Origin of the sequence: Rothia nasimurium (assembly GCF_004569295.1) — a bacterium.
Taxonomy (GTDB): domain Bacteria; phylum Actinomycetota; class Actinomycetes; order Actinomycetales; family Micrococcaceae; genus Rothia; species Rothia nasimurium_B.
This window is the reverse complement of sequence record NZ_SPQC01000061.1, coordinates 1-11,262: the sequence shown is the minus strand read 5'-3', so window position 1 is coordinate 11,262 and position 11,262 is coordinate 1. Positions and strand designations below refer to the sequence as shown.

Here is an 11,262-nt window from a genome sequence, read left to right as displayed (position 1 = left end):
GGGGCGGGATTTCTAGCCCGTCCTCGGTGAGGTAGCTTTCGGTGAGGTAGGCGGGTGTCTCGTCGTTCTGGCCGTCCGTGGCCTGATCGGGTCGTGTGCTCACAGTGTTTCCTTGAGTGGGATGCCTGGTTCTTGTGGTTAATGCTACCAAGCCAGACAGGTGGTGAAGGTTCTTAGCTGAGGTGGTCTTTGGTTTTATTTCAGCCGGGGCAGGCCAGCTACGTAGCCGCCGCCCGGGGTGCCGGTTTCGTCGCCGGTGTAGAGGCTGTATTTATTGATGTACTGCACTACCCCGTCGGGCACCAGGTACCAGACAGACAGGTCGTTGCGGGCCCGGTCGCGGATGTCGGTCGATGAGATGGCCATCGCCGGGATTTCGATGACGCGGACGCGCCCCTGCGCTTCTTCGGGCACGGTCAGTTCGTGGCCGGGGCGGGTGACCGCCACGAAGGTGGCGAGATCCCACATCTTGTGGGCTTCTTTCCAGGTGGTAATTTGGCTCATGGCGTCGGCACCGGTGATGAAGAAGAGCTCATCGTTGGGGCGCTCGGTACGCAGGTCGGTGAGGGTGTCGATGGTGAAGGTGGGGCCCTGGCGGTCAATGTCGACCCGGCTCACGGTGAAGCGGGGGTTGGAAGCGGTGGCAATCACCGTCATCAAGTAGCGGTGCTCGGGTGCGGTGACCTGTTTGTTGGCCTTCTGCCAGGGGTTGCCGGTGGGTACGAAAATTACTTCATCGAGGCTCAGCACGGCAGCGACTTCGCTGGCTGCAACCAGGTGCCCGTGGTGAATGGGGTCGAAGGTGCCACCCATGACCCCCACGCGGGTAGTGGCGGGGTCGGGTTCGGGGATACCGAGCTCACGTCGGATTTCATGGGCGGGACGAATCACGGGTCTCCTGCTCGCTTTTGTATGTACGGCTTCGGCGCGGGCCCGCTCCCCCGGTAACCGGGGTGGTGCGGGCACCGCGCCGAAGTGTGGTGGAGAAAAGTTTAGCGCTTATGCTTGCTCTGGTAGTCGCGCAGGGCCTCGGTCTCTTCGTGGGAGAGGTGGTCTGCCGCGTGGTCGGGGCGTACAACACCGCGGCCTGAGAATGAGATGGTAATCAGGAAGAGCAGGCCGAAGAAGATGAAGCCGATGATGGCGAACCAGTAGGTGGGCATGCCGAGCAGTTCGAGCTGGTGGCTACCTTCTTCTGAGGCAAGTACGGCGACGCCTGATGCAAGTACAGATGAAAACATGTGTGTATACCTTTCGAGGCTGGGCGGCGTGTGGCCGCGCCAGTGCGGTCAAAGTATGGGTTTATTACCATGCTACCGGGTTTCGCGCTCTATGAGCGGGACTTTACCCGGTAGCAGGTCCGATTTTTCTGCTTTTAGTCGCGGCTGTGCCAGTCGCCGCGCACGATCCACTTGGTGGTGGTGAGCTGTTCTAGGCCCATGGGGCCGCGGGCGTGCAGTTTCTGGGTCGAGATACCGACCTCAGCACCCAGGCCGAACTGGCCGCCATCCGTAAACCGGGTAGAGGCATTCACATACACTGCCGCGGAGTCAATGTCGCGAATAAACTTCTCGGCATTGGCGATGTCGTTGGTCAGAATCGCCTCGGAGTGGCCGGTGGAGTATTCACGAATGTGGGCGATTGCTGCCCGCACATCGGGCACGGTCTTAACCGCTAGGTCCAGGGAGCCGTATTCGGTGGCCCAGTCCTCCTCGGTCGCCTCTACCACATCTACGCCCTCGGGCAGGATGGCGCGGGTGGCGGCGTCCGCATGCAGGGTAACCCCCGCCTTGGCCAGGGCCGCAAGAACGCCCGGGGCGGCTTTCGCGCCCTCAGCCAGGAGCAGGGTTTCTACGGTATTGCAGGTACCCGGCCGCTGGGTCTTGGCGTTGACCAGAATCTCCGCGGACTTTGCCGGGTCAGCAGTGACATCGAGGAAGATGTGGCAATTGCCCTCGCCGGTCTCAATCACCGGCACCTTAGCGTTCTGCACCACCGACTGAATCAGGCTGCGACCCCCTCGCGGAATCAGCACATCGATATGCCCGCGGGCCTGCATCAGGGCCGTAGCGCCCTCACGGCCAAACTCGTCCACCGACTGCACCGAGTCAATCGGCAGACCGGTAGCGTGCAGGGCATCGCGGATAATACGAACAATCACCTGGTTGCTCTTGGCAGCAGCTGAGCCACCGCGCAGCATCACCGCATTACCGGCCTTAATAGCTAAGCCAGCGATATCAACCGTTACGTTGGGGCGGGCCTCATAGATAGCACCCACCACGCCCAAGGGCACCTGCACCTGCTGCATCCGCAGGCCGTTCGGTAGGGTAGAACCGCGCACCAGCTCCCCTACAGGGTCGGGCAGGGCAACCAGCTCGCGCAGGACGTCCGCAAGCTCAATCACCCGGTGCTCGGTCAAACGCAGGCGGTCCAGCATGGCCTCGCTCATACCGGCGGCCCGCTCCCGTTCAAGATCCTGGGCGTTCTGCTCGATAATCACCGCCGAATGCTTTTCGAGTGAATCAGCAACAGCCAGCAAAGCCCGGTTCTTCCACCGGGTATCGGCCTTAGACAGACGGCGGGAGGCGATACGGGCGTCCACCGCCATATCGGTGACCTGCCGCATCACATCGTCACTCACGTGTACCTGCTCGCCCATGAGCATCTCCTTATATATAGGGGGTTGAACAACCTTGAAACTATCCTACCGGCGCACCAGCGCAAGGGCCCAGTATTACTAGGGGCCGGTGATTACTACAGGGAGGGGGCCACCAGCGCAATATTATCGGCGTGCGCTACCGTACCGTCGTAGGTCTCCCCCATGGCGCGCTGAATCTGCTCGGTGTGCAGACCCACCATCTGGGCGGTCTCACCGGCAGTATAAGAACTCAGGGCATGAGCCAGCACCTCGCCGCCCTCATCAACAATCGCCACGGGGCTACCGCCCTCAAAGGAGCCCTGAACACCCAGCACACCGGCTGCCAGCAAAGAACGACGGCGGCGCAGAGCGGCAGCAGCACCCGCGTCCACGGTAATTGAGCCCTCAATATCGGCAAGGTGCTCCAGCCAGAGGGTCTGCACCGGGCGGCGCTCGCCGGTGGCGTAGAACCAGGTGCCAACGTCCTCACCAGCAAAGGCGGCACGGGCGTGAGCCGCGCTCGTAACCAGGGCGGGGATTCCGGACGCCGCCGCCACCTGGGCCGCCTTCACCTTTGTGACCATGCCACCGGAGCCCACACCGGCTGACCCCACCGACCCAATCGACAGACCCGCCAGGTCAGCTTCGTTGTGTACACTGCTCACGCGCTCGCCGCCCTCGTCGGGGTGGCGGGTGTAGAGGGCATCCACATCCGAGAGTAGAAGCAGGGCATCGGCTTTAACGGTGTGGGCCACAAGGGCCGCAATACGGTCGTTATCGCCGAAGCGGATTTCGCGGGTAGCTACCGCATCGTTCTCATTGATAATGGGCATGACCCCCAGGTCAAGCAGGCGCTCTAGCTGGCGGTGGGCGTTCTGGTAGCGGTCCCGGGCCATGAGGTCTTCGGCGGTCAACAGCACCTGGGAAACGGTGACGCCGTAGCGGGTAAAGATATCGGTGTAGCGGCTCATCAGCAGAGACTGGCCGACGGACGCCGCCGCCTGCTGGGTTGCCAAATCTTTAGGACGGCGCGACAGGCCCAGCGGAGCCAGGCCGGCAGCAATAGCACCCGAGGACACAAAGACCAGCTCGATTGAGGGGTGCTCTTTTTTCTTCTTAGCCAGCACATCGGAGATAGTGGCGATAGCCAGCTCATCCAGGGAGTTCTCGATGGAGGTCAGGGACGAAGAGCCAACCTTCACTACGATCCGCTTAGCCCGTGGCATGTCGGAGCGTTCGATGATGGGGCTGCGGCGGTGCTTGCCGCGTGACTCGGCGCTGGCCTGGAAAGCGTCCTTCAAATCCAATTGATTAGCTCCCTTAAAGTGTTAACTTTAGCTTCTATGAATATACAGCAGAGTCGCCCCGGGCACACTCCCCGGGGCGACTCCTTACACATAGTGAAATAAGAGCGGGGCGAAGAAGACCGCCCTAGCCCCTCTTACTCTTCCTCTGCCGCGCGCTTGGCAGCCCGTTTTTCAGCCTTAGCTGCCTTGGCCTTAGCGGCGCGGGCCTCGTCGACAGACTCGGTCCAGATACCCGCTACGCGCTCAGCCTCAAGCTCGGCACGGGCTTCAGCCTTGGCGTCCATACGCTCGTGGAACTCAGCCTTGCGCTGGGCACGGGTGGGGCGAATCAGCTCTTCCAAGCGGGCATCGGTACCGCGCGGTGACGAGAGCAGCTCGGCGCCGCCAACCATGGTGGGCTCCCAGTCAAAGACCACAGCATCCACTTCTTCACCAAACACTACGGCGTCACCGGCAACAGCGCCGGCCTTGAAGAGCTCATCTTCAACGCCCAGGCGGTTGAGGCGGTCAGCCAGGTAGCCCACAGCTTCGTCGTTGTTGAAGTCGGTCTGTTTAATCCAGCGCTCAGGCTTCTCACCAATGACGCGGAAAAGGGGCTCAAGGTTGCGCTCTTCCTTGCGGATGATAAATTCCTGGCGCTTCTTGGAGCGGAAGCCCTTGGGCTTGACCACAACAACGTCCTCTGCGGAGGCGCTCTTGCTCTTCTTGCGGGCCTTGCGATCTGCTTCAACGAGCTCTGCCATGGCGAAGGTCAGCTGCTTGAGGCCCTCGTGGGAGGCCGTTGAGATTTTAAAGACCCGGTAGCCGCGCTCTTCAAACATGGGGCGGACGAACTCAGCCAGCTCGCGTGCTTCGGGCACGTCAATCTTGTTGAGCACGATAATCTGCGGGCGCTCATTGAGGGGCACGGTGACGCCGGCGGTGGGGTCAACCTCGTAATTTTCAAGTTCCCCACGGATGACATCGAAGTCGCTGATGGGGTCGCGGTTGGGCTCTAAGGTGGCGCAGTCAATCACGTGTACCAGGGCGCTGGAGCGCTCCACGTGGCGCAGGAAGCGGTGGCCCAGGCCCTTACCTTCGGAGGCACCCTCAATCAGGCCGGGAACGTCGGCTACGGTGTAGCGGGTATCGCCAGCCTGAACCACACCCAGGTTGGGAATCAGGGTGGTGAAGGGGTAATCAGCAATCTTGGGGCGGGCCGCAGAAATTGCTGCGATGAGGGAGGACTTACCGGCTGAGGGGTAGCCTACCAGGGCGATATCTGCGATGGACTTGAGTTCTAGGACGATATCGCGGGTTGAACCGGGAATACCGAGCAGGGCAAAGCCGGGGGCCTTACGCTTGGTGGAGGCCAGGGCAGCGTTACCTTTACCGCCGATGCCGCCTTCAGCTGCAACGAATTCGTCGCCGATGCGCACCAGGTCGGCCAGTACGTTGCCGTCGCGGTCCTTGACCACGGTGCCCTGGGGTACAGGAAGAATCAGGTCTTGGCCGTTGAAGCCGTGGGACATGTCGCCACGCCCAATGTCACCGTTGAGGGCGCTCTGGTGGGGGCTGTGGTGGTACTCGAGCAGGGTGGTGGTCTGGGCGTCTACACGCAGAATGACGTCGCCGCCCTTGCCGCCGTTACCGCCGTTGGGCCCGCCGAGGGGCTTAAACTTCTCACGGCGAACCGAGACACAGCCGTGCCCACCGTGCCCACCGGTTACGTGTAGGACCACGCGATCTACAAATTCTGCCACAAGTGCAAGCTCCTTCAAAAAAAAGTTTGGTTTGGTTATCTAGTCTACAGGGTCGCCCCGGTGCCGGTCTGTGGCCGGACGTTCCTTGGGCGGCTTTGCGGAGGTGAGGTACACAAAAGGGCGATTACGAGTTGCCCCGTAATCGCCCTTCTACTGAGGTGAGGTGTTTAGACCTTACTCAGCGGCTGCAAGGATGTTGACTACCTTGCGGCCCTTGCGGGTACCGAATTCGACCTTGCCTGCTGCCAGAGCGAACAGGGTATCGTCGCCACCGCGGCCTACGTTGTTGCCGGGGTGGAAGTGGGTGCCGCGCTGACGAACGAGGATCTCGCCTGCGTTGACGGTCTCGCCGCCGTAGCGCTTAACACCGAGGTACTGGGGGTTTGAGTCACGGCCGTTACGGGTGGAGCTTGCGCCCTTCTTATGTGCCATTGATGCCTACCTTAGGTCAAAGAATGTTGGGATAAAACCAGTCTAAGCTGAACTTATGCGTTGATCGCGGTGATCTTAACGGTGGTCAGTTCGGCGCGGAAGCCCTGACGCTTCTTGTAACCGGTCTTGTTCTTGTACTTCTGAATAACGATCTTGGGACCGCGGAGGTCTTCGATCTTTTCTGCGGTGACCTTGGCTGAAGCCAGGGACTTTGCATCAACGGTGACCTTGTCGCCGTCAACCAGCATCAGCACGGGCAGCTCAATGGTGCTACCGGGCTCACCAGCGACGCGGTCAAGGGTAACCAGGTCTCCAACTGAGACCTTTTCCTGGCGGCCGCCAGCGCGGACAATTGCGTATGCCACTTGGGAACTCACTTCTTCTTGACGTCATTTTAATGGTTCAAAACGAGTCTTCCTGAAAGGAACTCGGGCTCAACAGCAAGGTGGTGACCCGGTTTGCTCAGTACGCACCGGGCGGTTTCAGGTTCTGTCGTTTTGAGATGGTGTGGCCTTATCCCGGATGGAATATGCCTAGCTGAGTCCACGCTAACGCTTGCTTGTGGAAACAGCACCGACTCACTAGTCTACGTGGTGAGCCGGTGCTGAGCAAGATATGTGGTGAACCCCTCAGGGTGCAGTAAGGTGTACTGGGGACGGTAAATCAGGCTCGCGCTCGCTGCCGACCCTCTCGCTGGTCCGCTAGCGCTCACAAGCGATTCACGCCAGCCGCCGAGCCAACAGCTTCGCTGCGAGCCTGATTTACCGTTGCTACCTTACTTACCTGCCCGCTTGATATCTGCAGCTGAGACACCAACGCCGAACATGACGGGGGCGTCATCGCTGGATGCGGCAGGCTTAGTAGCCTGGTCGATGCTGGCGACTACGGAGCTACCGGTTGCGGCCTTGATTTCTTCGGTGCGCACCTCGGTGGAGCCGGCACCTGAGCTGACGGCACGGCGGGAGCGGCGCTTCTTGCGGGGCGCTTCACTTGCGGCAGCTGAGGGGGCGGACGCCTCGGTGGGGGTTTCGTTGGGTGCTTCGACCTTCTTGCCGGGGGTGGCGACACCGGTGACAGCCGGGTCTGCTACGACCTCGATGGGGGCGACGTACTGGACGTCGGAGCTTGAGGCGCGGCGGGGCTTGCGGGGGCGGCCCTTACCTGACTCGTCCTGGTTGCGGGTGCCTCGGCGGTCGGTGCGGTCTGCACGGCCGGCTCGGTCGTTACGGCCAGAGCGTTCACCTGAGTTTGCTGATTCTTCACCGTCGCGGGGTTCGTAGTCGCGTCCGGCCTTCTGGGAGGCGCGGGCGCGGGCTTCGCCTGCGCGGATGGCGTCGAGTCGGGATGAGTTCTGGGTGAAGCGGGAGTCAGCCTCGGGGTCTACGTCCATAGACGCGTCGGAGTTGGCTGAGAAATCATCTGCTGAAATCTCTTCGCGCTTCTTACTGCCCCGGCGCTTGGACTGCTGACGGCCCTTTGAGCGTTCCTCGGAACGTCCTTTGGTCTCCTTCTCAGCGTCGCCTTCGGCTTCAAAGACAGCGGCCAGGGATTCGAGGGTGAAGGAGCCCTGCTCCCCCATGCTCTCTTCGGTTTCGGCGTCCGCCCCGGTGGGCAGCTCAATGACCTCGTCACCGATGGTGAGCACCTGCTCGCCGCGGGCGTCCTGGTTCTGCTGGTTCTCCAGCTCCAGGCCAGCCTCGGCGCGGCGGTTGCGCTTGCGGCGCTTGCGCTTACGGGCTGACTTGGACTCGGTCTCGCCCTGCTCATCCTCGTGGTGGGCGCTGGCGGCAACAATGTTGGCCAGGGCAGCCTTACGGGCCTCGGTCTTCTGCTCGGTCTCTTCGTCTACCTCGGTGAAGTCGCGGCGGTTCTGGGTCTTCTGGTTGCGGTAGCGCTTGCGGTCATCGCGTTCGGCGCGGTGGATGAAGTCGCTAGCGCCGCCGGAGCGGCCCTTCAGGGGCTGGTCGTGCACGAGAATGCCGCGGCCGGCGCAGGCTTCACAGGGCTCTGAGAAGACTTCGAGCAGGCCGGTGCCCATGCGCTTGCGGGTCATCTGTACCAGACCCAGGGAGGTTACTTCGGCAACCTGGTGCTTGGTGCGGTCACGGCCCAGGCACTCTACCAGGCGGCGGAGTACCAGGTCGCGGTTAGATTCGAGCACCATGTCGATGAAGTCGATGACCACGATACCGCCGATGTCGCGCAGACGCAGCTGGCGCACGATTTCTTCGGCTGCTTCGAGGTTGTTCTTGGTGACTGTTTCTTCGAGGTTGCCGCCGGAGCCGGTGAACTTGCCGGTGTTCACGTCCACCACGGTCATGGCTTCGGTGCGGTCGATGACCAGGGAGCCGCCGGAGGGCAGGTAGACCTTGCGGTCCAGGGCCTTGGCCAGCTGCTCTTCGATGCGGTAGTGGTCAAAGAGGTCGTCGTCCTCTTCCCACTTCTTCAGGCGGTCCAGCAGGTAGGGGGCAACGTAGGTGACGTAGGCTTCGATGGAGTCCCAGGCGTCGGTACCCTGCACCATCATGGAGGTGAAGTCTTCGTTGAAGACATCGCGCACGGTCTTGATGGTCAGGTCGGGTTCCTGGTAGAGCAGTTCGGGGGCCAGCACCTTGCGGGATTCGCTCTTGGCCTTGATTTCTTCCCACTGCACGCGCAGGCGGTTGATGTCGTTGCTCAGCTCTTCTTCGCTGGCACCTTCTGCGGCGGTGCGGACGATGACGCCCGCATCCTCGGGCAGGCGGTCCTTGAGGATCTTCTTCAGGCGCTGACGCTCAACGTCGGGCAGCTTGCGGGAGATGCCAGTCATGGAGCCACCGGGTACGTAGACCAGGTAGCGGCCGGGCAGGGAGACCTGGCTGGTCAGGCGGGCGCCCTTGTGTCCGACGGGGTCTTTGGTGACCTGCACCAGTACAGAGTCGCCTGCCTTGAGGGCGTTTTCAATCTTGCGGGGGGCACCGTCGAGGCCGGTGACGTCCCAGTTCACTTCGCCGGCGTAGAGCACGGCGTTGCGGCCGCGGCCAATATCAACGAAGGCAGCTTCCATGGAGGGCAAAACGTTCTGCACCTTGCCCAGGTAGACGTTGCCAATCAGGGAGTCCTGCTGGGTCTTGGAGACAAAGTGCTCGGCCAAAACGCCGTCTTCGAGCACGCCAATCTGGATGCGGTCGTCCTTCTGGCGGACCAGCATCTGGCGGTCGACGGACTCGCGGCGGGCCAGGAACTCAGCTTCGGTAATAATCTGGCGGCGGCGGCCGGTGGCGCGGGTTTCGCGGCGGCGGATGCGCTTGGCTTCCAGGCGGGTTGAGCCGCGGACGCCGGTAACCCGGTTGGTGCTGTGAGAGTCAGACAGGCGGGGGGCGCGCACCTTAACAATGGTGTCCTCGGGGTCGCCCTCGCTGCCACCTTCGAATTCCAGGTCGGCGTCCCCGCGGCGGCGGCGACGACGGCGGTGGGAGGTGATTTCGGGGTCAAGGTCAGCCAAGCGGCGTTCACGGCACTCAGCTTCTTCGGCCTCACGGCGGGCTTCCTTTTCGGCCCGCAGCTGCTCCATGATTTCGTCCATGTTGGGCGAGTAGAACAGCAGGTTGTTTGAGCTCACAGCCGCGTTGACCTGGGCCAGCTCTTCTTCTTTGAGCTCACGCAGGCTCTTCTGAGGAGCGGCAGGCTCTTCAGCGGTTTCGGCGAGGGCTTCTTCTGCTTCTGCAGGCTCTGCCTCAGTTTCTGCTGCCTCGTCGAGCTGGGGCTCGGTGCTTACTTCGGCAACCTGTTCAGCAGCTGCGGTAGCTTCTGCAGCCTGGGTTTCTTCAAGGTTTTCTACAACCTCGGACTGTTCGCTGCTCATCAGCGTTCACTCTCCTTGTGTTCGTATGCCCCTGCCGCACCAGTGGTCTTGCCTGTAGTCGGCGGTCCCTACCCTAAGGGGTGGTCCGCCGAAATCCTTGACTACCCGGCTCAACCGTGAGCTCCTTGGCGTACTCGGCAGGTCAAGGCTTCTGTGCTCCATGCCGAGGGGAACCGGGCCAGCGGCAACAACCCGAGGCAGCGCTAGGGCTGCACTTGATGGGGCTTGACGGTAAGGACGCCTGCGGGTAGGCAGTGCGTCACCGGCCGTTTCGGGGTGCCTGCTGGGTAGCGCTACCGCGGGCGGGCGGCACACTACCACACCCATTCTCTCACACCCGGGCTCTTTTCACCCCATCTAGAACCGAACTCACCCCGCACAGGGCCGCCCTGCTCAAACCTGCTCGCCCCGGGCGTCCTTACCTGGGAACTTAGTAAAGAAAACCTGCCCCCGCCCCGTAAAACCGGGCGGGCTTGGAGCCTGCCCCGTAGTATGGGGAAAGAAAGTTTTATACAGCCTAAGGATTCACTGTGTCTACCCCCGTGAACATCCCCGATACTGAGAGCGGTATCAGCCAGGCCCAGCTCGATCGCAGGCTCGGCTGGTTCACCCTCATTCCCGGTCTGCTGGCCTTCGGAGCCGCCGCCATGCTGGTCTACGAGCGCCTACAGATTTACATGGACGGTGCCCACCGGTCGGTCTGCGATATTAACGCCCTGCTCAACTGCGGCACCGTCATGCGTACCTGGCAGGCAGAAGCCTTTGGCTTCCCCAACCCCTTTATCGGTATCGCTGGTTACGCTATCGTGCTGGCTATCGCTACCGCCCTGATTGCCGGGGCGTCCTTCGCCCGCTGGTACTGGGTAGCCATGCAGGTGGGCCACACCCTGGCCATGGCCTTTGTGCTCTGGCTCTGGTACAACACCACCTTCGACATCAACGCCCTCTGCCTCTTCTGCATGATCGTGTGGATTATGCAGACCGCAATTTTCGTGAAGGTCACCACCCGCAATATCCACGCCGGGGTTATCCCAGCTTCTGAGAGCATCCGCCATGCAGCCCCCAACTGGATCTGGTTCTCTATCATCCTGGTCTACATCTTGCTCTTTGGCATTATCTTCATCCGCTTCTTCGATGTGATTATGGGAATGTTCTAAACCCCTCCCCATAGTTGAACTGCTCCCCATAAGTTGGACTACTAAAAAACAGTCACCAACTAATGGGGAGCATCTCCTATGCGAGCACGAAGCTCACTCACCCAACACCAACGAGAACAACTCATCCACCTCTTCCAACAAG

At 61.5% G+C, this 11,262-nt stretch carries 9 protein-coding genes; 1 reads left to right on the top strand and 8 read right to left on the bottom strand.

Annotation, left to right across the window (positions count from 1 at the left end; translation table 11 throughout):
• Positions 1-195: 195 nt before the first annotated feature.
• From nadD to E4U03_RS11670, 8 genes are all read right to left on the bottom strand, one after another.
• Positions 196-891, bottom strand: coding sequence for a nicotinate-nucleotide adenylyltransferase (gene nadD / locus E4U03_RS11705; protein WP_416220632.1), 696 nt, complete (start codon positions 889-891; stop codon positions 196-198).
• Between the two features lie 101 nt (positions 892-992).
• Positions 993-1,241 carry a hypothetical protein gene (locus tag E4U03_RS11700; protein ID WP_135013901.1) on the bottom strand — a complete coding sequence of 83 codons (249 nt, stop codon included), beginning with the start codon at positions 1,239-1,241 and terminating at the stop codon, positions 993-995.
• 134 nt (positions 1,242-1,375) lie between these two features.
• The gene (locus E4U03_RS11695) at positions 1,376-2,659 is read right to left on the bottom strand and encodes a glutamate-5-semialdehyde dehydrogenase (RefSeq protein WP_228066251.1); all 1,284 of its coding nucleotides are present in this window, start codon (positions 2,657-2,659) and stop codon (positions 1,376-1,378) included.
• Between the two features lie 95 nt (positions 2,660-2,754).
• Positions 2,755-3,864 (bottom strand): glutamate 5-kinase, encoded by a 1,110-nt coding sequence (proB, locus tag E4U03_RS11690; protein WP_135013903.1) that lies wholly within the window; start codon positions 3,862-3,864, stop codon positions 2,755-2,757.
• Between the two features lie 215 nt (positions 3,865-4,079).
• Positions 4,080-5,687 carry a GTPase ObgE gene (obgE, locus tag E4U03_RS11685; RefSeq protein WP_135013899.1) on the bottom strand — a complete coding sequence of 536 codons (1,608 nt, stop codon included), beginning with the start codon at positions 5,685-5,687 and terminating at the stop codon, positions 4,080-4,082.
• A gap of 174 nt (positions 5,688-5,861) precedes the next feature.
• Positions 5,862-6,119: a 50S ribosomal protein L27 gene (gene rpmA, locus E4U03_RS11680; RefSeq protein WP_135013898.1), complete on the bottom strand. Its 258-nt coding sequence runs from the start codon at positions 6,117-6,119 to the stop codon at positions 5,862-5,864.
• A gap of 53 nt (positions 6,120-6,172) precedes the next feature.
• Complete coding sequence (gene rplU, locus E4U03_RS11675; protein ID WP_135013897.1) at positions 6,173-6,484, bottom strand: 50S ribosomal protein L21; 312 nt, start codon at positions 6,482-6,484, stop codon at positions 6,173-6,175.
• 410 nt (positions 6,485-6,894) lie between these two features.
• Positions 6,895-9,963: an Rne/Rng family ribonuclease gene (locus E4U03_RS11670; protein ID WP_135013896.1), complete on the bottom strand. Its 3,069-nt coding sequence runs from the start codon at positions 9,961-9,963 to the stop codon at positions 6,895-6,897.
• 530 nt (positions 9,964-10,493) lie between these two features.
• Here E4U03_RS11670 and E4U03_RS11665 point away from each other — a divergent pair.
• The gene (locus tag E4U03_RS11665; RefSeq protein ID WP_245207728.1) at positions 10,494-11,120 is read left to right on the top strand and encodes a vitamin K epoxide reductase family protein; all 627 of its coding nucleotides are present in this window, start codon (positions 10,494-10,496) and stop codon (positions 11,118-11,120) included.
• The last annotated feature ends 142 nt before the right edge of the window (positions 11,121-11,262 follow it).